The sequence below is a fragment of the Gemmatimonadota bacterium genome (assembly GCA_016712265.1).
Lineage (GTDB): Bacteria > Gemmatimonadota > Gemmatimonadetes > Gemmatimonadales > Gemmatimonadaceae > RBC101.
In genome coordinates this window covers 1023527-1043666 of the sequence record JADJRJ010000031.1, presented here as the reverse complement: position 1 = coordinate 1043666, position 20140 = coordinate 1023527, and the positions used below count along the sequence as shown (strand labels likewise).

The 20140-nt window shown below is 68.9% G+C and carries 21 protein-coding genes; all 21 read left to right on the top strand.

The window, feature by feature from the left end; all coding sequences use genetic code 11:
- Positions 1-4: 4 nt before the first annotated feature.
- The 21 genes from IPK85_25335 (at position 5) to IPK85_25235 (ending at position 20139) form a co-directional block, all read left to right on the top strand.
- Complete coding sequence (locus IPK85_25335) at positions 5-331, top strand: hypothetical protein (protein MBK8250693.1); 327 nt, start codon at positions 5-7, stop codon at positions 329-331.
- A 1-nt stretch (position 332) separates the two neighbouring features.
- A complete protein-coding gene (locus tag IPK85_25330) occupies positions 333-674 on the top strand; it encodes a flagellar hook-basal body complex protein FliE (GenBank protein ID MBK8250692.1) in 342 nt (113 codons plus the stop codon).
- Between the two features lie 13 nt (positions 675-687).
- Positions 688-2286 (top strand): flagellar M-ring protein FliF, encoded by a 1599-nt coding sequence (fliF, locus tag IPK85_25325; GenBank protein MBK8250691.1) that lies wholly within the window; start codon positions 688-690, stop codon positions 2284-2286.
- 1 nt (position 2287) lies between these two features.
- Positions 2288-3337 (top strand): flagellar motor switch protein FliG, encoded by a 1050-nt coding sequence (gene fliG, locus IPK85_25320; protein ID MBK8250690.1) that lies wholly within the window; start codon positions 2288-2290, stop codon positions 3335-3337.
- A 22-nt stretch (positions 3338-3359) separates the two neighbouring features.
- Positions 3360-3965 (top strand): hypothetical protein, encoded by a 606-nt coding sequence (locus IPK85_25315; protein ID MBK8250689.1) that lies wholly within the window; start codon positions 3360-3362, stop codon positions 3963-3965.
- The gene (locus IPK85_25310) at positions 3958-5277 is read left to right on the top strand and encodes a FliI/YscN family ATPase (GenBank protein ID MBK8250688.1); all 1320 of its coding nucleotides are present in this window, start codon (positions 3958-3960) and stop codon (positions 5275-5277) included. The genes IPK85_25315 and IPK85_25310 overlap by 8 nt, the downstream gene beginning before the upstream one ends.
- Positions 5277-5744 (top strand): flagellar export protein FliJ, encoded by a 468-nt coding sequence (gene fliJ / locus IPK85_25305; protein ID MBK8250687.1) that lies wholly within the window; start codon positions 5277-5279, stop codon positions 5742-5744. Before IPK85_25310 ends, fliJ begins: the two co-directional genes overlap by 1 nt.
- The gene (locus tag IPK85_25300; protein ID MBK8250686.1) at positions 5741-6397 is read left to right on the top strand and encodes a hypothetical protein; all 657 of its coding nucleotides are present in this window, start codon (positions 5741-5743) and stop codon (positions 6395-6397) included. Before fliJ ends, IPK85_25300 begins: the two co-directional genes overlap by 4 nt.
- Positions 6394-8742 carry a flagellar hook-length control protein FliK gene (locus IPK85_25295; protein MBK8250685.1) on the top strand — a complete coding sequence of 783 codons (2349 nt, stop codon included), beginning with the start codon at positions 6394-6396 and terminating at the stop codon, positions 8740-8742. The genes IPK85_25300 and IPK85_25295 overlap by 4 nt, the downstream gene beginning before the upstream one ends.
- A complete protein-coding gene (locus IPK85_25290) occupies positions 8739-9422 on the top strand; it encodes a hypothetical protein (protein MBK8250684.1) in 684 nt (227 codons plus the stop codon). Before IPK85_25295 ends, IPK85_25290 begins: the two co-directional genes overlap by 4 nt.
- A gap of 27 nt (positions 9423-9449) precedes the next feature.
- Positions 9450-10745 (top strand): flagellar hook protein FlgE, encoded by a 1296-nt coding sequence (locus IPK85_25285; GenBank protein MBK8250683.1) that lies wholly within the window; start codon positions 9450-9452, stop codon positions 10743-10745.
- Between the two features lie 271 nt (positions 10746-11016).
- A complete protein-coding gene (locus IPK85_25280) occupies positions 11017-11685 on the top strand; it encodes a flagellar basal body-associated FliL family protein (GenBank protein ID MBK8250682.1) in 669 nt (222 codons plus the stop codon).
- 6 nt (positions 11686-11691) lie between these two features.
- Positions 11692-12714, top strand: coding sequence for a FliM/FliN family flagellar motor switch protein (locus IPK85_25275; protein ID MBK8250681.1), 1023 nt, complete (start codon positions 11692-11694; stop codon positions 12712-12714).
- 10 nt (positions 12715-12724) lie between these two features.
- A complete protein-coding gene (gene fliN, locus IPK85_25270) occupies positions 12725-13054 on the top strand; it encodes a flagellar motor switch protein FliN (protein ID MBK8250680.1) in 330 nt (109 codons plus the stop codon).
- Positions 13051-14280, top strand: a complete 1230-nt coding sequence (gene fliP / locus IPK85_25265; GenBank protein ID MBK8250679.1) for a flagellar type III secretion system pore protein FliP — start codon at positions 13051-13053, stop codon at positions 14278-14280. Before fliN ends, fliP begins: the two co-directional genes overlap by 4 nt.
- Complete coding sequence (gene fliQ / locus IPK85_25260; GenBank protein ID MBK8250678.1) at positions 14277-14546, top strand: flagellar biosynthesis protein FliQ; 270 nt, start codon at positions 14277-14279, stop codon at positions 14544-14546. The genes fliP and fliQ overlap by 4 nt, the downstream gene beginning before the upstream one ends.
- On the top strand, positions 14543-15325 hold the full coding sequence (gene fliR / locus IPK85_25255) for a flagellar biosynthetic protein FliR (protein ID MBK8250677.1): 783 nt from the start codon (positions 14543-14545) through the stop codon (positions 15323-15325). The genes fliQ and fliR overlap by 4 nt, the downstream gene beginning before the upstream one ends.
- Positions 15326-16411 carry an EscU/YscU/HrcU family type III secretion system export apparatus switch protein gene (locus tag IPK85_25250; protein ID MBK8250676.1) on the top strand — a complete coding sequence of 362 codons (1086 nt, stop codon included), beginning with the start codon at positions 15326-15328 and terminating at the stop codon, positions 16409-16411.
- Complete coding sequence (flhA, locus tag IPK85_25245) at positions 16408-18492, top strand: flagellar biosynthesis protein FlhA (GenBank protein ID MBK8250675.1); 2085 nt, start codon at positions 16408-16410, stop codon at positions 18490-18492. Before IPK85_25250 ends, flhA begins: the two co-directional genes overlap by 4 nt.
- Positions 18485-19318, top strand: a complete 834-nt coding sequence (locus IPK85_25240; protein ID MBK8250674.1) for a hypothetical protein — start codon at positions 18485-18487, stop codon at positions 19316-19318. The genes flhA and IPK85_25240 overlap by 8 nt, the downstream gene beginning before the upstream one ends.
- Complete coding sequence (locus tag IPK85_25235; GenBank protein MBK8250673.1) at positions 19315-20139, top strand: P-loop NTPase; 825 nt, start codon at positions 19315-19317, stop codon at positions 20137-20139. The genes IPK85_25240 and IPK85_25235 overlap by 4 nt, the downstream gene beginning before the upstream one ends.
- Position 20140: the final 1 nt, after the last annotated feature.

Sequence of the window (20140 nt, the reverse complement as noted above, 5' to 3'; positions counted from 1 at the left end):
GTCCATGAGCATCAACGGCATTCGCAGTCTCTATACACCGGCAACACCGCGCCAGGCCCCGGGTGTACGCCCGGAGCCCGCGCGGTCCCCGGTACCAGCCCCGGCGACACCCCGCGCCCCGGCGGCTCCTGCCACGTCCGCCGCTGGTGGTGCGGCCGCCGCCCCACCGGGCACGGATCCTGACCTGTGGACGGTCCTCACTCCCGACGAACGGGCCTATTTCGCCCGGCTCGGTGCGATGGGACCGTTAACCTACGGACGCGTGTTGTCCGGACAGACCCCGGCTCCCACGCCCACGCCGCGTGGCGTGCGGCTGGACGTGAAGGCCTAGGATGAGCGACCCGATTGGCGCCGCGCGTGCGAGCCTCGGTGGACTGTCGACGGCCGGCCTCGAGCAGGACGGCGCCAAGCGTTACACCGTCGACATCGGCAAGGGTGCCCCGACCGAGGGCGCCGGGAGTTTTGGCGAGACGATGACCGGGTTCATCAACCAGGTCTCCGACGCGCAGGACCAGGCCGGTGCCCTTCGCGACGCGCTGCTCCGCGGGGAACACGTTGAGCTGCATCGCGTCACGTCGGCGGCCGCCGAGGCGCGCATCGCGCTGGACCTGATGGTCGAGCTCCGCAACAAGGTGCTCGATGCGTATCGGACGTTGGTCAACATGCAGGGGTAGGAGTCACTGACGGATGCTGGAAAGCCTCGATCCCCTCTTTGCGCGTGTCGGTGGCGCGCGCCGGGCCGCCACCATTGGTGTCGGCCTGCTCGCCATCGGCCTCATCTTTGGCGTCTCGCGGTGGGCCTCCAAACCCACGATGGTGCCGATCGTGAGTGGCGCCCCGCTGGAGACGGTGGACCCGGTGACGCAGCGCCTCACGCAGGAAGCGATTCCGTGGGAGCTTGGGCGCGGTGGCGCGGATGTCCTCGTGGCCGCGACCGACCTGCCCCGCGCGCGGGTGGCGCTGGCCAAGGACGGCGTGCCGACGTCGGGGAGCGGGGGGCGACGGGGACTCGAGATCTTCGACGACCCCGCGTACACGATGACCGACTTCACGCAGCGTATCAATTACCGCCGTGGCCTCGAGGGCGAGCTGGAGCGCACCATCGGCCAGATGCGTGGTGTCGCGGACGCGAAGGTTCACCTCGCCATTCAGGAGACGTCGACCTTTCGTCGGGCGGACACCAAGTCGACCGCCTCGGTAACGCTCACCCTCCGGGGTAACGAAGAGCCGGGACCGGACGTGGTCCGCGGCGTCGCCCACCTGGTGGCCTCCAGCGTGGGGATGGGACTCGACGCGGAACATGTGAGCGTGCTGGACGCGAGCGGCCGGTTGCTGACGCGCCCGGCGGACGAGACGCCGATCGGGCTGACGTCGCGTCAACACGAGATCCAGCGCGAGCTGGAGCAACAAATCCAGCGCAAGGCGGCGGACCTGGTGACGCAGGTGGTGGGCATCGAGAACGCGCGCGTGGAAGTCACCGCCTCCATGAACTTTGACCGACTGGAGCGGACCACCTCAACGGTCGATCCCAGCCGCCAGGTCGCGGCCTCCGAGCAGAAGTCCGAGATCGTCCCGGGCGCCCAGGGCGGTGCCGCTGCGAGCCAGCAGGCGATCAAGTACGACAACAGCACCAGCACGGAATCGTTTGCCCAGTCGGTGGGCACCATCAAGCGACTGGCGGTGTCGGTCCTCGTGAACGAGCGGCTCATCGGCCAGGGTGACAGCGCGCGGTTCGAGCCGCGCGACCCCGTCGAACTGGCACGCCTCGACACGCTCGTGCGCACCGCCGTCGGGTTCGACTCGGCGCGTGGCGATATCGTGAGCATCGTCGCCGTCCAGTTCCCGCGGCCGGTCATCACGCTAGAGCCGGTCGACGAAGGCCCCACCGTGTTGCAATCGGTGCAGTCCAACCAGGGACTGATCGTGAATGCGGCCGCCCTGGTGATGGCGTTCGTCATCGGGTTCCTCGCCCTCAAGGCGATCAAGGCCCCGGTGGGGCGAGCGGCTGTCACTCCGGCCCTCGCGGCGGCCGGTGGCGGGGGCACTCTCCCGCCCGCGATGACGCTGCGCGACGAAGCCTCCTACCTGCCGCCTGCCAACCGGTTTGACGCTGGCCAGCTCCGCAGCGGCACCCCGGATGTCGGGGACGACTCCCGACACGTCCAGATGACCCCCGAGCTCGCGGCGCTGCAGGCGAACCAGGAGACCAAGAACCGCGTGATGGCGACCGTGGACCAGCAGCCCGAGATCGCGACGAAGATGATCCGTGCCTGGATGAAGGAGTGAGATGAGCACCGCGCTCGCCCCCCGCTCCAACGGCATCGACCTCGTCGACCCCGGCGCCATGAGCGGCCGGCAGAAGGCCGCCATCCTGTGCCTCGCGTTAGGCACGGACATGGCCGCCAAGGTCACGCAGAAGCTGCTGCCCGACGAAGTCGACGCGCTGTCGTTCGAGATCGCGCGCGTGGAGCAGATCTCCCCCGAGGTGGTGGATTCGGTCCTCGAAGAGTGGCTGACCCGCATCAGTGTGGCCGACTCCCTGGCCCAAGGCGGCATCGACGCCGCCCGTGAGATCCTGGAGAAGGCGTTCGGCTCACGGAAGGCCGGCCAGGTCCTTGAGCGCATCCAGGGCCAGCTGCAGAACACCATTGGGCTGCACCGGCTCCGTAACGCCGATCCCCAGCAACTCGGCACGATGCTGGCCGGCGAGCACCCGCAGACGATCGCGGTCATCCTCGCGCACCTCGACCCCCAGCACACGGCCGCCATCCTCAAGGAAATCGACACGAGCATCGGGTCTGAGGTGGTGTTTCGCATGGCGCGCATGGAAAAGGTGTCGCCCGAGCTGATCATGCTCATCGAGCGCACCCTCAGCGCGGACGCGGACCTCACCGCCTCGCAGGGGATGAGCGCATCCGGCGGGCCCGCTGCGGTGGCGTCGGTGCTCAACTACGTCGCGGCCTCGCTGGAAAAGGTCCTCCTGGATGGCGTGGCAGCGATCGACCAGCCGCTGTGCGACGAGATCAAGAACCTCATGTTCGTCTTCGAGGACCTCACCGGGCTCGACAGCCGCGCCTTGCAGCGACTGCTCCGCGACGTCGACTCGAAGGAACTCGCCCTCGCGCTCAAGGCGGCGAGCCCGGACCTCCGCGACAAGATCACCGGTGCCATGTCGCAACGCGCCGTGCAGGCACTGAACGACGAGATGGAGATGATGGGCCCGGTGCGCATGAAGGACGTCGAGGGCGCCCAAGCCAACATTGTCGCCATGGTGCGCCGGTTGGAGGAAGCCGGCGAGATCGTGATCGGTGGAGGCGACGACGATGTCGTCCTCTAGGGCAAGGCCTGCGGCCGTCCCGGTGCACTGGGCCCTCGAGGATCTCGCTGGGGGCGGCGGGTCCGTGCACCTCGCCACTGGCCCGGAGGACCGCGCGCCGGTGGTCGACATCGAGGAGGTCGAACAACAGGCCTACGCGCGGGGCTACCAGGATGGCCAGCTCGCCGGCGTGCAGGCCGAAGCGGCGCGCATGCGGGCGGCGTTGAGCGCCATGGACGATGCCTTGCTCCGCCTGCAGGGCGAAGCCGAGGCCTGGGTCGGCAACGCGCGGGAGAATGTGTGCGCCATCGCGGTGGCGGTCGCTCGGCAGGTGCTCATGCGCGAGATCGAAGGGGATGCGTCGCTGGTCGCGACCCTCGCCACCCGCGCCCTCGTGGAGATTCCAGTCGACCAGCCGGTCGTTGTGCGCATGCACCCCGACGACCTCCACGTGCTGGAGTCATTGCCTGACGAGGCCGGAGCCTCGCGCGCGTCGCTGAATGGCGACCGGTCCCAGGTGCAGTGGGTCGCCGACCCGCGCGTAGCGCGCGGGGGATGCTTGATCGAAGGACGTGACCGCATCATTGACGGTCGCATCGACACCGGGCTCGAACGCCTGTATCGGAGGCTGACGGCCACCGATGCGTGACGAACTGATCGCCCGCATCGCGAGCGAGCCTCGCCTGGCGCGGTACGGCCGCGTGACACGAGTCGTGGGGCTCGTCATCGAGGCCGTGGGACTCGACGTCGGGGTCGGTGAACTGTGCCGCATCAACTCGCTCAGCTCGGAAGACTCCGTCCTGGCCGAAGTGGTCGGGTTCCACGAGCGTGGGGTGTTGCTCATGCCGTTAGGCGACCTTTCCGGACTGCACCCGGGGAGCAGCGTCGTCGCGTTGGGGCGCTCATTCGGCGTGGATGTCGGCCCGGACATGCTCGGGCGTGTGCTGAATGGGCTCGGCCACCCGATTGACGGCAAGGGGAAACTCACCACTCGCGAGCGGGTGCCGCTCGCCGGCGAACCACCCCACCCGCTGGAGCGACAGACCATCCAGACGCCGCTGGCCACCTCGGTGCGCGCGATCGACGGCCTGCTCACCATGGGCCGCGGACAACGCGTCGGCATCTTCTCCGGATCGGGCGTGGGCAAGAGCACCTTGCTCGGGATGATTGCCCGGCAGGCGACGGCCGACGTGAACGTGATTGCGTTGCTTGGCGAGCGTGGTCGCGAAGTCCGGGACTTCATTGACCATGCGTTAGGCCCCGAGGGGCTCGCACGGTCCGTGCTCGTGGTGGCGACCGGTGACCAGGCGGCCCTCGTCCGCGCCCGCGGTGCCCTGGTGGCCACATCGATCGCCGAGTACTTCCGCGACCAGGGCAAGCAGGTGTTGCTCATGGTCGATTCGGTCACGCGCGTCGCGATGGCCTGGCGTGAGATTGGCCTCGCCGTGGGTGAGCCGCCAACCACGAAAGGCTATCCGCCGTCGGTCTTTGCACACCTGCCGCGGCTCCTGGAACGTGCGGGCAACGCCGCCCATGGCGGGATCACCGGCATCTACACGGTGTTGGTCGACGGCGATGACTTCAATGAGCCGGTCGCGGACGCCGCGCGCTCGATCCTGGATGGTCACCTGGTCCTGACGCGGCGGCTTGCGAGTGCCGGGCACTTTCCCGCCATCGACGTGCTGGAGAGCAAGAGTCGCGTACGCGATCAGGTGATCGATGAGGTGCAGCGCCACGCGGCCTCCCAGTTGTTGCGACAGGAGGCAGCGTACCGGGAGAAGGAGGACCTCATCCTCGTGGGTGCCTACCAGAAGGGAAGCGACCCGATGGTAGACGCAGCAATCCGGGGACGCGAGCGATCGCTCGCCTTCCTCCAGCAACGGCCCGATGAGGTCTCGGGCTTTGCCGAGACGCGTCACACCCTGCTGAACATGTACCCACGTCCCGCGACGGCCGCCTGATGTTCAAGTTCCCCTTGCAGCGCCTCCTGGACCTGCGGGCCAAGCGTGAGCAGGAGCTCGCGCGGCAACTCGCGGCCGCGCAGGGCGAGGCCCTGCGCGCCACCGAACACCGGGACGCACTGCGCGACCTGCAGGCGGAAAGCACCGCGAGCCTTGCCGCTCGCTCGCACGACGCCCCCTCGGTGGGTGAGCTCGTGAGCCTGGGCTACACCGTCTCGCAGATCGCGGAACGTGTCGCCGAGGCGACGCACGCGGTCTCTGCGGCAGAGGCCGTGGTCACCACCCAGGGCGCCGTGCTGAACGACGCCGTGCGGGACCGCCGCGTGCTGGACCGCCTGCGCGACCGGCGCGAGGACGAACACCGCTCGGTGGAGCAGCAAAAGGAGCGGGACCAGATGGACGCCGTGGCGCTTGGGCGCTTTGCGCGACGGACACCTAACGATAATCCGACCGGGGGACCCCCATGAAGCTTGCCCTGTTTGCCATCCTTGGCCTGCTGCTCGGTGCTGGCGGTGGGTCCGCCATGGCCGTGATGAAGGCCAAGAAGGCGTTCGCGGCGTATGATGCCAAGCGCGCGAAGGTGGTTGCCGACTCCATCGAACACGGGATGCGTCCCGCGGGCGGCGCCGACAGCACACATGCGGCAGCAACGGACTCGAGCCACGCGGCACCCGACACAGCCCACGGACCAGCGGCGGTCGCCACCGCTGGCGACCATGGGCCAGGTCCCGGCGCACCGCCGGCCACCCCGTCGAAAGCAGGCGCTGACAAACACGCACCAGCGCCACCGGACCACGCCCCCGCCCCGGCGCGGGGCCGACAACGCGCAGTGGCCACGGTGGAATCGAATGGTGGGACGACGCCGCGCGGCAAGCCGACGTTACCGGTGCCCGCCCCCCGCGTCACCACGCCGGCCCCCGGTTCGGACAAGATGGGAAAGATCTTCGGTGCCATGCCGGCCAAGGATGCCGCGCGCGTCCTTGAGCAGCTCAGCGATCCCGAGGTCCATGACATCCTCCGCGCGCTCAGCGACAAGCAGGCGGCCGGCATCCTCCAGTTCCTGCCCGCGGCCCGCGCTGCAGCCATCAGCAAGCTGGCCCTCAAGGGAGGTCACGAATGACACTGCCGATCCCGGTTGCTCCCGCCCTCCTGCCGCTCACGACGCCGCCGGCACCGTCGGCTGCCCCCCTGACGGCCACGGAAGCCGTCGCATTTCGCGACGCGCTCGCCGTCGCGTTAGGCGAGCCGTCGGCACCGCGTCTGCGCCAGCGCGCGGCGGGGGCAGGCGAGGCGCCTCGGCCTGCAGACGCACGCCGCGGCACCCTCGCCGACGCGCGTGCGGGCGAAGTCCCCTCGCCTGAGGTCGAGGAGACGCCCGGACGCACCAGCGGCGACAGCACCGGCGGCCTCCCCGCAGAGGGATCGGGCGGGCCGGTGTACGACGAGACGACGCCTGGTTCAGGCGTCGTGGAGCCCGGCGTGGTCGCCGGACGACGCGCTCATCGCAGCGAAGGCGCCACCCGCCTTGAGCTGGAACGCGAGAGTTGGACGCCGGCGATCGTCATCACGCCGGTCGCGGTCCCAGCCCTCCCCGTTGTCACCCCGATCTCCGCGCCGCTGGCCGCGCGGAACGAATCTCGCGACGTCCTCGTGCCGGAGTTCCGGGGGCGACTCGAACGGGTCATCACCCGCATGGAGCAGGAGTACGGCTACACCGTCGAGGTGATCGAGACTGGTCGGACGCAGGAACGACAGGATGCGCTGTACGCGCAAGGCCGTACGGCCCCCGGTCCGGTGGTGACATGGACGCGGTCGTCGCGACACACGCACGGCCTCGCCGCGGATGTCGCCATCGATGGGGGCTGGACCGACCGCACCGCTTTCGAGCGTTTCGCCGTCATTGCGCGCGAGGAGGGGCTCCGCACCCTCGGCCCACGTGACCCTGGCCATATTGAGCTGCGGGTCGGGGAGGGCGCGCGCATGGCCCGGCCCGTGCCACAGGTCGAGCCCCCCGCTCGGTCGTTGCCGTCCACCGACGCGGCACCAACCGACGATCCAGTGGGCCGCCTGTTCGAGCGGGGGCAACCGCGTCCGTCGGACGGACGCATGTCCATCCAACCGGTCGACAGTGGGGAGGTCAGCATCCTCCCGGTGCGGACGCGCCGCGCGCCTGAGCCCGGCGGGATGATGCATATCCTCCCCATTGGTGCAGACGCGGTGTCGATCCTCCCGGTGCGATCGCCGCGGTCTCGCCAGGAGGACGGGCTGATGCAGATCCTCCCCGTGGACTCGGGCGACGTCTCGATCCTTCCGACGCGACCGCCTCGGGGGAGTGCCCCGGACGGCCTGATGCACATTCTTCCCGCGACACCGCACGAGGAGCAGCCGTGGCCGATCACGCGTCCCCGCGTGCCTGACGAGGGCCGGGTCAGTATCCTGCCTGCGGCGGAGCTTGTGCCGGCAGGTCCTGGTGGACGCAGTGGTTCTCGTCGCGGGCCTGCCAACATTGAGCTGGGCGGACCGTTTGGTGTCCTGGAGGGCCGTCCGGCAGCGCCGGCTGTCGCGCAGGTGGCCCCCGTGGCGACGGTTGCCCAGGTAGCGGCAACGGCTCAGGTGGCCGCCGTCGCAACACCTGGTGCTGTCTCCGGTGACAGTTCGCGAACCGGACGCGCCGCGCGCGCGGTGCGCCAAGCACCCGAAGGGCCCACTTCGGTTGAGCGGATCGTTCGCGAGGCACCCCTCGCCCCGGTGGTTTCCCCCCGCGAGGTGGTCGCGAGCGCCGAGCAGGCAGTCGCTGCGCGCTTGTGGAGTCCGCCCTCGACTGGTGAGACCGCTCGGCCAGAGCAGGACGTCCGGGCCGGAATGGAACCGACGGAAGAGATGTTCGCGGACCTGTTGCCGTCGTTTACCCCGGACGGCGATGCGTGGGGGGCGCTGACCCCGGAACGTGAGGGCGTGTTGCGCCCCGACCGCGCGGACGGACCAGAGGCCATCGAGCGGACGGACGCGGCGGAACGCATCGCCCGCGCGTTGCGCCTGCAGGACGATGCGGGCGAGCGGCCGGTGTCGTCCGTGATGTTGCGCCTCGACCACCCGGAAGGCGGCGAGGACCGCATTCGCGTGGACCTTCGCGGCCGCAGCGTGGGGGCGACCCTCGACGTGGCCGATGCGAACGCCGCGGACCACTTGCGCGCGCATACCCGTGAGCTGCAGCAGGCGCTGGAGCGCGCCGGACTCGAGGGCGAGCGGCTCGTCGTCCGGGCCGCGGCGGACAGCAGCCAGTCCCTGGCGAGTGCGGCAGGCGCCGAGCGCGACAGTGTCCGGGCCGCGTCCACCCCATCGGGAAGTAGCGGGACCGGCGCGTCACCACGCGACCCACGATCCTCCCGCGAGTCCAACCATTCGCAGCGAGACCACGACCAGCCCGCGTCGCGCCAGCGACGCGACCAGGGAGACCGACGATGACCGCGCCACTGACCGACAGCCTGCTGGCGACCCCCACGCGCAATGGGGCACCCGTTGGACCGGGAGGCCGGCTGGGCAAGAACGAGTTCCTCAAGCTGTTGACCACGCAGCTGAAGTACCAGGACCCGCTGGATCCCATGGACGGGAAGGACATGGCGGCCGACCTGGCGCAGTTCTCGGGGCTGGAGCAGCTCCTCAACATCAACGAACAACTGGAGGCTCAACAGGGGCAGTACACCTCCCTGCTCGCGGCGATGAACAGCAATGTCGCCCTGGGCACGATCGGCAAGACCGTCATGGCATCCGGGGACCAGGTGGTACTAACGAAGGACGCCGCCGGCGCCTTTGACGCCAAGGTCACCGCTGACATTGCGACGAGCGGCATCGCGAAGCTGACGCTGCTCGATCGGTCCGGCAAGGAAGTCGGTTCACGGACGTTAGGGTATGTGACGGCGGGACGGCAGGAGTTCGATGTGGGCTCGGCCGCCTCCACGGTGTCCACGGAGGGACCCTGGAGTTACCGCATCACGGTCGCTGACGCGAGCGGCAAGGACGTGCCGCAGCAGACGTACACCATCGCCGTCGTCGACGGCATGTCCTGGGGCCCGGATGGCGCCCCCCGCCTCACCGCGGGGTCGCTGATGATCGACGTGCGGTCGATCATCCGGATCCTGGCCTGACCTCCACCCTCCGAGGAATCCACTCCCATGATGCGATCGCTGTTTGCCGGCGTGTCCGGCTTGCGCAACCACCAGGTGCGCATGGACGTGATTGGCAACAACATCTCGAACGTGAACACCGTGGCCTTCAAGGCCGGCCGCGTGACCTTCAAGGAAGGTTTTGCCCAGCTGCTGCAGGGCGCCTCGCGCCCACCCGGTGACCTGGGTGGCACGAACCCGATCCAGATCGGGCTCGGCATGCAGATCGGCTCGGTCGACATGATGTACCAGCAGGGCAACCTGGAGACCACCGGCCTCGCAACCGACCTCGCCATCCAGGGCGATGCCATGTTCGTCGTAAAGAAGGGCACGCAGAACTTCTACACCCGCTCCGGCAACTTCCAGTTGGACGCCCAGGGCAACCTGGTGTCGCCGACCAACGGCTTCGTCGTGCAGGGCAAGATGGCGGACAACGGAGTCTTCCTGGACGGCATCCGCGACATCATCCTGCCCGTCGGCCAGAAGACGGCCGCTCGCGCGACCGACGGCGTGTCACTCGCCGGCAACCTGAATGCGTCTGCGCCAATCTTCACCGGGACGTTCGATGCCACCGGACGCGCCGACCCGCTCAACAAGACCTCCTGGACGGAGACATCGATCACGGTCTTTGACTCCCTGGGGAACCAGCACGACCTGAAGCTGCAATTCTGGAAGACGGCCGCGGACACGTGGTCGTGGCAGGTCGACGGGACGAACCTCCCCGCCGGCTTCACGCCGCCGAACTCCACCCCCCAGACGCTGCAATTCGATGCGCAGGGCGTCCTCCAGACCGTGGCACCGACCGACCCGCCGATCATCACCTTCCAGCCGCCGGGCGCTAACCTGGTGTCCGTCACCCTCGACCTGGGCGGCAACACGGTGAACGGCATCACGTCGTTTGCCGGGACCTCCACCGCCGTGCTCAAGGACCAGAACGGTTACGCCGCCGGCCAGCTGGAGAACTTCTCCATCGACCGCACCGGGCTCATCACCGGCGCGTTCACCAATGGGACCAATGTCGTCCTCGGCCAGATTGTCCTCGCCGACTTCAACAACCCGGGCGGCCTCCTGCGGGTCGGCGACAACATGTACGCCGTCTCGGGCAACTCCGGCGGTGCCGTACTCGGCTACGCCCTCGAGGGGATTCAGTCCACGCTGACGAGCGGCGCGCTCGAAATGTCGAACGTGGACCTCGCCCAGGAGTTCACGAGCATGATCGTGACGCAACGCGGCTTTCAGGCCAACAGCCGTGTGATCACAAGCTCGGATGAAATGCTGCAGGAGCTGGTGAACCTCAAGCGATAGGCCGCACGAGGCAGAGTGGGAACGGCCGGCCCTCCGGGGTCGGCCGTTCGCGTTCGCATCACTCGGCAAAGATCGCCCTTTAGGGCCCGGCACAACCTTCCGCCAGAGCGCGAAATCACCGGGTGAGGGGAATCGCGTAGCGCCGGCCACGAGAACCGCAACCCGTTGCAGGACAGTCACTTAGGCGCTCAGCGGCGCTCCCTGTCCCTCGGCGTCCGCGTTGGCCTGCGGAATGCCTTTACCGGGGGGAGACCACCTCCACCCCGTTGCCATGTCTGACGACGCCACCCCGCCAGCCGAGGGCGCTGCCGATGCGCCGCCGCCTCCAGCAAAAAAGAGCAAGGCCGGCCTTGTGATGATCGCGGCACTCGTCGGCGGTCTTGGTGGCGGATTCGCCATTGGATTGTTCACCGTCGGTCCCGTCGTCGCGCAGAGCTCCGGCTACGCCGTCACCGAGGAAATGCTGGCGCGGGTGAAGGCCCAAGCCAAGCTCGTCAACGGCGCCGAAGAGGGCGAGGAGGGCGAAGAGGGCGGCGATCACGGCGAGGGAGAAGAGGGCGAAGAAGGGGAGCACGCGGCGGAGGAGGGTGGCGGCGAGCACAAGGAGGGCGAGGCGGCCGGTGGGGGTGCCAACCTCCACCTGATCGACAACCTCGTGATGAACCCGGCCGGCTCCGGCGGAACGCGGTTCCTGATGTTGTCGACAGCGATCGAATTCAAGGACGCCGCGATGGTCGACGCGTTCAAGGCCCGGGATGCGGAGGTACGCGACCTGGTCCTGCGCGTGATGGGAGCGAAGTCCGTTGAGCAACTGACCGACATGCCGACCCGCGAGCTGATCCGCAAGGAAATCGGCGACTCGCTCACCATGTTGGTGCCCAAAAAGAGCCGCAAGAAGGCGATCACGCGGATCTTCTTCCCACAGTTTGTCATCCAGTAGGCGCCGGTGGCCTCGGAGTCCCTCTCACAGAACGAGATCGACGCCCTCCTGGGCGGGGCGATCTCGAAGGCCGCGAAGCCGGCGGCCCAGGCGCGCCCGGTCCAGACCGAGACACAGGTCTACGACTTCCGCCGCCCCAACCGCATCTCCAAGGAGAAGCTGCGGTCGCTGGAGGCCATCTACGAGCGCTTTGCCAAGTCGCTGGAGAGCTGGCTGCTCGGCCGGGTCCGCGGCGGCGTCCAACTCCAACTGCAGAGCGTCGAGCACTTCTCGTTCGGCGAGTTCACGCTGTCGCTCCCGACCCCCTGCGCATCCTACACGTTCGAGGTCGAGCGGAGCGGTGGGCAACACGGGGTGATCGATTTCGGCCACGAGTTCGCCTTTTTCCTCGTGGATCGCCTGTTTGGCGGCGGGAGCACGCCGGCCATTCCCAGCCGATCACTCACGCCGATCGAGCGGATGGCGGTCCGCATGGTGGCGGACAAGGTCATCGCCGTGATCCACGAAGTGTGGCAGGACTACGTGGAGTTGGATGCGACGCTCGTTGGCTTTGAGTCGATCCCCGAGATCCTGCGCGTGGCCAACCGCGAGGACCCGGTCCTGGTCGCCAACATCGAAGTCACGGCCGCCGAAACCCGCAGCCTCCTGCTGGTCTGCCTGCCGTTTGCCGTCCTCGAGAAGTTCTTCGCCGGCGGCGCAGAAGGGCGTCCCGACTCGCAAGGCACGAGTGAGGAACGCACGGTCAACCGGGACCTCACCGAGGGCTCCCTCCGGTCCGTGCGCACCCCGATCGCCGCGCGCCTGCCGGTATTCCAACTGCCCATGCGCGAGCTCATGTCGCTTGCCCCAGGCAAAGTGCTGGCGACCCCCCTGTTGGCCAGTGCGCCGCTCGAAGTCTTCGTCGGCAGTCAGCGCCGATTCCTGGCCACCCCGGGGCGACTCGGTAGCGCGCTCGCCGTGCGGTTGACGGACGGCCTGATGGATCCCCCGGAGCCCGACGCCCTCCCCCTTACACGCCTCACCAATTGAGCCCGATCTCATGAGCCAGACCCAGGATCCCATGGAGGCGGCCTTCGAGGAGCTGCAGCAGGTCATCGCCAACGGCGGCGAAGTCCCCCTCGGCATGCTCCTCGACTTGACCCTCCCGGTCTCGATCGAACTCGGCCGGACCTCCATGACCGTGCAGGAAGTCCTGCGGCTCGGGCGTGGTTCGGTGATCCAGTTGGAGCGCCTCGCCGGCGAACCGATCGACGTCTACGTCGGCGATCGCCGCTTCGCGGAGGGCGAGGTGGTGGTGTTGGGCGAACACTTCGGTGTCCGCCTGACCCGCATCATTGCCAAGAAGGGCGCCACCGAGGCGGCGGCGTGACCTTCGGATCGTTTGTTGGTGTCTGCCTGACCCTGGCCGTCGTCCTCGCGCTGGTCGCGGTGACGTTGCGCTTTCTCCGCCGCGTGGCGCTTTCGGCGCCGTCGCGCTCGGGCGCCGTGCCACTGGAGGTGGTGCACCGGCTGCCCCTGGGCCCACGCCAGGGGATTGCCATCGTGCGCATCGGGGAGCAGTTGGTGGCGGTGTCCGTGGGCGAGGGTGGCGTGCGGCACATCATGGAAATCGACACCCCGCCGCAGCCCGCAACGGTGGACGCGGCGACCGCCGCGACCCCGCCGGCCTTTGCCCCGTCGCTGCTCGCGCGGTTACGCAGCTCCGGGATCCCGATCGCCTTCGCGTTGGCCGTGTCGCTCCCCGTCGTGGGCATGGCCCAGGCCGCGCCCCCTCCTGCGGCACCGGCCACTCGTCAGGCACCGGCGGCGAGCCCACGCGCCACCGCCCCCAACGCCGTGCCGCGCCCTGGGCCGGTGGCGGCGCCGGCGCAGGTGGTGGCCCCGGACGCCAGTGCGCTGGACAAGGCGCTGCAGGGGGCGATGCCGCAGCTCGACCTGAACGTCGCGCGCGGCGGCGATGCCGGCGGGCTGCGGCTCAGCGGCTCCGTGGGCATCGTGATCATGCTCGGCCTGCTCACGCTGCTGCCGTCGCTGATCCTGATGATGACGAGCTTCACACGCATCCTGATCGTGTTGAACTTCGTCAAGCAGGCGTTAGGTACCCAGAACGCCCCGCCCGGCCAGCTCATGGCCGCGCTGGCCCTCATCCTGACGGGGTTTGTCATGGCCCCGACGATGCAGGAGGTCAATGACACGGCGATCACCCCGTGGCTTGAGGACCGCATGGAACAGGGCGCGATGATGCGCGCCGCCGTCGTCCCCCTGCGGGGCTTCATGCTCCGCCAGGTCCGTGAGCGCGACCTCGCCACCTTCACCGAGATGGCCGGCGCCACCCCTGCGACCCCTGAGGACGTCGGCACCGTGGTGCTGATGGCGGCCTTTGTGACCAGCGAGCTCCGCACCGCGTTCCAGCTGGGCTTTGTGTTGTTCCTCCCGTTCATCGTCATCGACATCGTCGTGTCATCCGTGCTGATGTCAATGGGCATGTTCATGCTCCCGCCGGCGATGATCGCGCTCCCCTTCAAGCTGCTCCTCTTTGTCCTCGTGGATGGGTGGACGCTGCTCGTGCAGGGCCTCGTGCAGGGCTTCAAATGACCTACGCCCTCGTCACCGACCTGGCGCGTGACGCCATCCTGGTCACGGCGTTGCTCGCTGCCCCGCTGCTCCTCGTCGCGCTGAGCATCGGGCTCCTGGTCAGCGTGTTTCAGACCGTGACGCAGATCCAGGAACAGACGCTCTCCTTCGTTCCGAAGCTGATCGGGGTCGGGGGTACGTTCCTCGTGGCGCTCCCGTGGATGCTGCAGCTGCTGGTGGAATACACCGCCCGCCTCTTCCGGGCGATGCCCGGCATGGTCGGATGAACCCGGCGTTCGATCCCTTCGCCCCCGGAGCCGCCGCGGCGCTGTTCCTCTTTGGAGCGCGCGTCAGTGGCCTGGTCCTGGTGGCCCCCCTCTTCTCGGGGCGCCCGGTGCCCGCGATGGTGCGCGCCGGCCTCATCGTCGCCTTCACGATCCTCATGGTCCCGGTCGCCACGCGCACGCCAGTCCCGGCGACCACGGTACCCGCCGTGCTCAGTGAAGCCCTGGTGGGGTTCACGATCGGCATTGGTGCAGCCTTTCTCGTCGGGGCCGCGGAGGCCGCGGGCGAACTCCTTGGCATCCAGATCGGCCTGCAGGGCAGCGCGCTCGTCGACCCCCTCTCGATGCAGCAGAGCACGGCGACGGGGCAGTTCCTGCAACTGTTCGCCGTCACGTTGTTGCTGACCCTCAACGCCCACCTGGTGATGCTCGACGCGCTGCGCTCGAGCGCCGAGCTGATCCCGGTGGGAACGGCGGGGCACCTGCGGGACGGCCTCTGGCGCCTGGTGACACTCGGCGGGCAGCTGTTTGTCCTCGGCCTGCGCTTCGCGGCACCGGTCATTGCGGTGGTGTTGCTGATCACCGTGGCGCTCGCCGTGCTTGGGCGGGCCGCGCCACAGCTCAATATCCTGTCGCTGGCCTTCCCGATCCAGATCATCGCCGGGCTCGCGGCGCTGCTCGCGCTGGTCCCGATCTTCGCGTCGTGGTTCCTCGGCTGGGAGGGGACCTACGACGCCATGTTGTCGCGGGTCCTGCCCGCCATCGCCGGAGGGACCCGCTAGATGGCACTGCGCGACCAGGAGAAGACCGAGGCCCCAACAGCCAAACGCAGGGAAGACGCCCGACAGGAAGGTCGTGTCCCCCGCAGCCCGGAGCTGACGACATCGTTTGTGCTGCTCGGCAGCGCGATGTTGCTGAACGCGGCCGCGCCCCTGGGGCAACAGTTGATGGCGCTCTTTGCCGACGGCCTCACCGCCCTCGCCGGAGGGCCAATGGGGCCGGAAACCGCCACCGGCCTGCTGCGCCGGACCGGCATGCGTTCGGTCGCCATCATCGGGATCTGGGGTGGTGCCCTCCTCCTGGCCGGACTGGCGATCGCTGCCCCGCAGGCCCGCGGCATCCTCACGTTCAAGCCCCTCTCGCCCGATTTCTCCCGACTCAGCCCAGGGCGCAACCTGCAACGCGTCGTCGGGACCCAGGCCATCGGCGAGCTCATCAAGTCACTCGTCAAGCTGGCCCTCGTCGCGCTGGCCGTGTATCGCGCCATCGGTGGGGCCTGGCCCGACCTCATGGCTCTCGCGCAACAGGGGCCGTTCGGTTTTGTCGCCACGACCCACCTCTACACTGTCAAGCTGCTGATGACGGCCGGGTTGTGTTACCTCGCGCTCGCCGCCTTCGACTATGGCTGGCAGCTGTGGCAGCATGAGCAGCAGCTCAAGATGAGCCGCGACGACATCCGCGAGGAAATGAAGCAGTCGGAGGGCGACCCGCTCATGAAGCAGCGGATGCGCTCGTTCGCGCGCGCCCTGGCGCGGCGACAAATGATCCGCGACGTCCCCAAGGCCGACGTCGTGATCACCAACCCGACGCACATCGCCATCGCCCTCCGGTACGATCCGTTCACGGCGCCAGCGCCTGTGGTCCTGGCGATCGGGCAGCGGAAGGTGGCCGAGCGCATCAAGCAGGTCGCCCGTGAACATGGCGTGCCGTGCATCGAGAACAAGCCGCTCGCGCGTGCACTGCTCGCCAGTGCGCGCCTCGGGCAGATGATCCCCGCGGAACTCTACGCCGCCGTTGCTGAGATCCTGGCGTTCGTGATCCGCCGTCGCCTCGTGCGCGGTCGTCCCCTCACGCCGCGCGTCGCATGAGTACCGCCGTCCAGCCGCTCCCGGCGCTCGACCCGACCCGCCGCAACGCGGAGGTCGGGCTCGCGATCGCGGTGGTATTTGTCATTGCCCTGCTGATCGTCCCGCTCCCCGCCTTCCTTCTCGACCTGTTTCTCGCCACCAGCATCGGGCTCTCGCTGGTGGTGCTGCTCACCGCGATGCAGACGGTGGACGCGCTGGAGTTCTCCTCGTTCCCCGCCCTGCTGCTCCTCCTGACCCTGTTCCGCCTCGCCCTGAACGTCGCCAGCACGCGGTTGATCCTGAGCGAGGGCCACGCGGGGGAGGTCATCCAGGCCTTTGGGAGCTTCGTGATCGGCGGAAACTACGCCGTCGGGCTCGTTCTGTTCCTGATCCTCATCGGGATCAACTTCATTGTCATCACCAAAGGTGCCGGGCGCGTGGCCGAAGTGGCCGCGCGATTCACCCTGGACGCCATGCCCGGCCGCCAGATGGCAATCGACGCCGACCTGTCGGCCGGCCTCATCGACGAGAACGAAGCGCGGCGCCGCCGTGAGGAGATCACGCGCCAGGCCGACTTCTACGGCGCGATGGACGGTGCCTCCAAGTTCGTCAAGGGCGATGCCATCGCCGCCTTGCTGATCACCGGGATCAACATCGTGGGCGGGATCTTCATCGCGGTCGTGCAGAAGAACATGCCGCTGGCACGCGCGGCGTCGCAGTACACCGTCCTGACGGTGGGCGAGGGCCTGGTGGCGCAGATCCCGGCCCTGATCGTGTCCACGGCCGCCGGTATCATGGTGACCCGCGCATCCGGCCAGACGCGGATGGGGATGCAACTGGCCGGACAGCTCGCCCGGCACCCGAGCGCGATGTGGGTCGCCACCGCGGTGCTCATGTCGTTCGCGCTGATCCCCGGGCTGCCGATGACACCCTTCCTGGCGTTAGGCGGCCTGATGGCGTTCCTCGCGCGTGGCGCGACCACGGCCGCCGAACAGCGGGCCGCAGACACGGCCGCGCGCGAAGCACCGCTCCCCGAACCACCGCCGGTCAACGACCCGGTCCGCGAGTTCCTCCAGGTAGATCCCATCGAGCTCGAGGTGGGCTATGCGCTGATCCCCATGGTCGACGAACGCCAGGGCGGCACGCTCCTGGAGCGCATCCAGCTGCTCCGCAAACAGGCCGCCCTCGAGGTGGGGATCCTGATCCCCTCGATCCGCGTGCGCGACAATATCAGCCTTCCCGCCAATGAATACGTCATCAAGCTGCGCGGCGTGGAGATCGCCCGCGCCGAAGTGATGCCGCGCTTCCACCTGGCCCTCGATACCGGATCCGTCAGCCACCCCATCGAGGGCATCGAGACGATCGACCCGGCGTTCGGCCTGACCGCGCGCTGGATCGCCGGCTCCCGGAACGTCGAGGCGGAATCGTTAGGCTATGTCGTCGTGGACCCCACCACCGTCATGGCCACGCACCTCATGGAAGCGCTCAAGGCCAACGCCGCCGAGCTGCTGGGTCGCCAGGACGTGCAGCAGATGGTCGAGATGCTCAAGCAGACGCACCCGGCCCTCGTGGAGGACCTGGTGCCCGCCAAGGTCTCGCTGGGGCTGCTGCATCGCGTGCTGCAGCGCCTGCTCAAGGAACGGCTGCCTATTCGCGACCTCGTCACAATCCTCGAGGCGATCGGCGATGGCGTCGAGCAGACCAAGGATGCGGAGGTGCTCACCGAGATGGTGCGACGCTCCATGTCCAACGTCATCGCGCGCCTGTACGCCGACGAGTCCGGCGCGGTCCGCGGCATCGCCCTCGGCCCCCGGCTCGAGGGCGCCCTGCTCGGCCTGTTCTCGCCGCGCAACGCCAACGCCAGCGCCACCCCGCTCACGCCGGATTCGCTCGCCGCGCTCCTGCGCGACCTCAACCTGCTCGCCACGACCCATGCGATCGAGGGTCGCCTGCTGCCGCTGATCACTCCGCCGTCGTTGCGGACTGGCATTCGACGGTTGGTCGAACCGGTCCTCAGTGCCCTGCCCGTCATCTCGCTCGCCGAGCTGCCGCCTGCCGTCAAGCTGAACTCGGTTGCCACCTGGGAGTTGCCCTATGCTTGAGACCTTCACCGGTTCCGACCTTCGCCTCGTCTTTGATGAGGCCCGGCGCGCCCTCGGCGAGGATGTGCTGGTCTTGCGCACCGCGATCCAGCGCGACGGACGGCGCACCCGCGTGGAACTCGTCGCCGCACCGGCCGCCGAGATCCAGGCGTTGCGCCAGCGACTCGATCCCGCCCCGTTTGCCTACCCTCGGGCGACGGGCGGACGCGGGCGCAGCGGACCGTTGGTCGTCGGACTGGTCGGGCCCACCGGCGCCGGAAAGACGACCACGGCGGCCAAGCTCGCACTCCACCCCCGCGCGTTCGGCAGCCGCAAGGTCGGCCTCATTACGCTGGACACGTTCCGCGTGGGAGCGCTCGAACAGATGGCGCAGTACGCCGAGGTCACCGACCTCCCCCTTGAGGTCGTCTACGACGCGCGCGAGATGCCCGGCGCCCTGCAGCGCCTGGATGCCTGTGATGTCGTGATCGTCGATACCCCGGGGCGCAGCCCACGGTCGAAAGACGCCAACCAGCAATGGCAGGCGATGTTCCGCGCGGCAGCCCCTGACGAGGTACACCTCGTGGTCCCGGCCTCCATGCGCCCCGACCTGCTGCCGTCGCTGGTCACCTCCCTGGCCGAGTGCCGGATCACGCACGCCTGCCTCACGAAGCTGGACGAACTCCACGACGATCGCGCGGTCGCCGACCTCGCCGCTCGCCTCACCTGGCCGATGCGTTGGGTCACCACCGGCCAGGCGGTGCCTAACGACCTGCACCCGGCGAAAGCCGCGATCCTTGGCGCCCTTGGCCTGCCCACGGTCGCCACACGGAGTGCCGCCGCGTGAGCCTGCCGCTCGCTCCCCTGGGCCCGGACCCGCGACTCCGCTCCGGCGGAGCCGCAGGCCCACGTGCTCCGCGGGTGGCGGTGGGGGCCGGCAAGGGTGGGGTCGGCACGTCCACGGTCACTGCCCTGTTGGCCTGTACAGCCGCCGCCGCGGGGTCGCGCGTCCTGCTCGTCGACCTTGCCCCGCACTTCGGCGGGTTGGCCGAGCTGCTCGACGTTCGGCCCGGCCACACGCTCGCGGACGTGAAGGCCGGCCTCCCACCGGAGACCCTCGCGGTGGCTGTCACGCCTTCGCTGTCGCTCATTAACGCTGCGCGGGTGCCCGACCAGCTGACCGACACCGAGCACCAATTGATGTTGCGTCGCCTCGCCGGCTCCATCGGCGGGTACGACCTGGTCCTGATCGACGCGGGTGCCAGCGCGGCCTCGTTGCGCAGTGCCGTCCGTTTTGGCGCCACCCGCGCCCTGACCGTGACGACCCATGACCGGATCTCCCTCACGGCCACCTACGCCGTCCTCAAGCTCCTGCACGAGCAGGCGCCGGAGCTGCGTGTGGACGTCATCGCGAATCGCGTGAGCGACACCGACGCCTCGCGACTTCACGAATACCTCAATGCGGCGAGCGTCCGCTTTCTCGCCCGTACCGTCCCCTTTGGAGGCTCGATTCCAGATGACCCCGCCTTCGCGCGCACCGTCGCGACCCTCGGGGCCGACGAGGCCGCCCACGGCTCCCCCGCATTCCAGGTGGTCCGGAACCTGGGTGAGCAGCTCCTCGCCGACACCGGCGCTCCACCGTTCCTCCGCCTCCTCCGACAGGGTTGAG

Excerpts from the sequence above, each read along its gene's own strand:
- IPK85_25300 (MBK8250686.1), top strand. The coding sequence starts at position 5,741 with ATGAAGCTTGCCCTGTTTGCCATCCTTGGCCTGCTGCTCGGTGCTGGC.
- IPK85_25290 (MBK8250684.1), top strand. The coding sequence starts at position 8,739 with ATGACCGCGCCACTGACCGACAGCCTGCTGGCGACCCCCACGCGCAAT.
- fliQ (MBK8250678.1), top strand. The coding sequence starts at position 14,277 with ATGACCTACGCCCTCGTCACCGACCTGGCGCGTGACGCCATCCTGGTC.
- IPK85_25285 (MBK8250683.1), top strand. The coding sequence starts at position 9,450 with ATGATGCGATCGCTGTTTGCCGGCGTGTCCGGCTTGCGCAACCACCAG.
- fliR (MBK8250677.1), top strand. The coding sequence starts at position 14,543 with ATGAACCCGGCGTTCGATCCCTTCGCCCCCGGAGCCGCCGCGGCGCTG.
- IPK85_25330 (MBK8250692.1), top strand. The coding sequence starts at position 333 with ATGAGCGACCCGATTGGCGCCGCGCGTGCGAGCCTCGGTGGACTGTCG.
- IPK85_25335 (MBK8250693.1), top strand. The coding sequence starts at position 5 with ATGAGCATCAACGGCATTCGCAGTCTCTATACACCGGCAACACCGCGC.
- IPK85_25295 (MBK8250685.1), top strand. The coding sequence starts at position 6,394 with ATGACACTGCCGATCCCGGTTGCTCCCGCCCTCCTGCCGCTCACGACG.
- fliN (MBK8250680.1), top strand. The coding sequence starts at position 12,725 with ATGAGCCAGACCCAGGATCCCATGGAGGCGGCCTTCGAGGAGCTGCAG.
- flhA (MBK8250675.1), top strand. The coding sequence starts at position 16,408 with ATGAGTACCGCCGTCCAGCCGCTCCCGGCGCTCGACCCGACCCGCCGC.
- IPK85_25310 (MBK8250688.1), top strand. The coding sequence starts at position 3,958 with ATGCGTGACGAACTGATCGCCCGCATCGCGAGCGAGCCTCGCCTGGCG.
- IPK85_25280 (MBK8250682.1), top strand. The coding sequence starts at position 11,017 with ATGTCTGACGACGCCACCCCGCCAGCCGAGGGCGCTGCCGATGCGCCG.
- fliJ (MBK8250687.1), top strand. The coding sequence starts at position 5,277 with ATGTTCAAGTTCCCCTTGCAGCGCCTCCTGGACCTGCGGGCCAAGCGT.
- fliG (MBK8250690.1), top strand. The coding sequence starts at position 2,288 with ATGAGCACCGCGCTCGCCCCCCGCTCCAACGGCATCGACCTCGTCGAC.
- IPK85_25240 (MBK8250674.1), top strand. The coding sequence starts at position 18,485 with ATGCTTGAGACCTTCACCGGTTCCGACCTTCGCCTCGTCTTTGATGAG.
- fliF (MBK8250691.1), top strand. The coding sequence starts at position 688 with ATGCTGGAAAGCCTCGATCCCCTCTTTGCGCGTGTCGGTGGCGCGCGC.
- IPK85_25250 (MBK8250676.1), top strand. The coding sequence starts at position 15,326 with ATGGCACTGCGCGACCAGGAGAAGACCGAGGCCCCAACAGCCAAACGC.